This window comes from Litorimonas sp., assembly GCA_029936425.1.
GTDB lineage: Bacteria > Pseudomonadota > Alphaproteobacteria > Caulobacterales > Maricaulaceae > Litorimonas.
Genome location: JAPYSU010000186.1, coordinates 1 through 1003, shown reverse-complemented (window position 1 = coordinate 1003; position 1003 = coordinate 1). Strand labels below are relative to the sequence as shown.

The window sequence follows — 1003 nt, the reverse complement described above, 5'->3', positions numbered from 1 at the left end:
TGAAACTGTGCCTGTCATTACCCTGCGACCCTGTTCGGCTGTATCAAACCTCAATTCGACGTCAATGGGTTCGACAATATCAATTACTGCCTCTGTCAACCTGTCACAGAAAGCCTGATCCAGCTCCCCGGAAATCGCCACACCCTGATGTGCAAGACGGCGGGGCTCTAACATCCGCGGCAGGAAGCTTCTCATGGGGGGCATTGACATAGGCGCGCCATAATAGTGATATGACCTTGATCTGTCAAAGAAAAACTGGGTCCAATATCACCAGTTTATAGTCCTGATTATACCCCCTGGACCATTAAAAGATCATTTGGAGTTTTATCATGAAAAACCTTGTGCTGGCATCTTCCTCACCCTATCGGCGAGAGCTGCTGCAGCGCTTGCGTATACCATTTGAAATTATTTCTCCCGACATTGACGAGCAGCCTCAACCAGCAGAACCACCTGAAGCGCTGGTCAAACGCCTCTCGCTGGAAAAGGCCATGGCTATCGCCCACCGTTTTGATAACCACCTGATTATTGGCTCAGATCAGATCGCAGTTAACGAAGGAAAACTGCTGACAAAACCGGGCAATTTTGACAACGCCTTTAAGCAGCTTCGCTCAGAGTCCGGCAAAAAGGTTCATTTCCTGACCGGCTTGGCATTGCTGGATAGCGCTACCCAACAAAGTCAGGTAGACATGGTGATAACAGAGGTTATCTTTCGCCAGTTAAGTGACACGGAGATCACTGAATACCTTGTAAATGATACCCCGTATAACTGTGCTGGCAGCTTCCGCAGTGAAGGACTGGGTATCACGCTGTTTGATGCTGTCTACAGTAGCGACCCCACCGCCTTGATTGGATTACCTCTGATCAGCCTGAATAAAATGCTGATGAGAAAATTAATGTAATACTTAAATAAATAATTAAAACTTATTTTTTTTTATATTTTTTACAATCAGCTCAACATCTGAAAATTTATCCAGACACGCCAGCGGCCGATACTGACTCAATC

General features: G+C 46.3%; 1 protein-coding gene and 1 pseudogene. One reads left to right on the top strand and one right to left on the bottom strand.

Annotated features, from left to right (window positions below; translation table 11 throughout):
• Positions 1-210, bottom strand: a pseudogene (locus tag ACN0IC_RS15870) (nucleic acid-binding protein); the annotation flags it as partial.
• 119 nt (positions 211-329) lie between these two features.
• On the opposite strand from ACN0IC_RS15870, the gene ACN0IC_RS15865 reads away from it, so the two are divergent.
• A complete protein-coding gene (locus ACN0IC_RS15865) occupies positions 330-899 on the top strand; it encodes a Maf family protein (protein WP_036860145.1) in 570 nt (189 codons plus the stop codon).
• Positions 900-1003 lie beyond the last annotated feature (104 nt).

Bases quoted from the DNA above. Each gene is read 5' to 3' on its own strand.
- ACN0IC_RS15865 (WP_036860145.1), top strand. From the start codon at position 330: ATGAAAAACCTTGTGCTGGCATCTTCCTCACCCTATCGGCGAGAGCTG.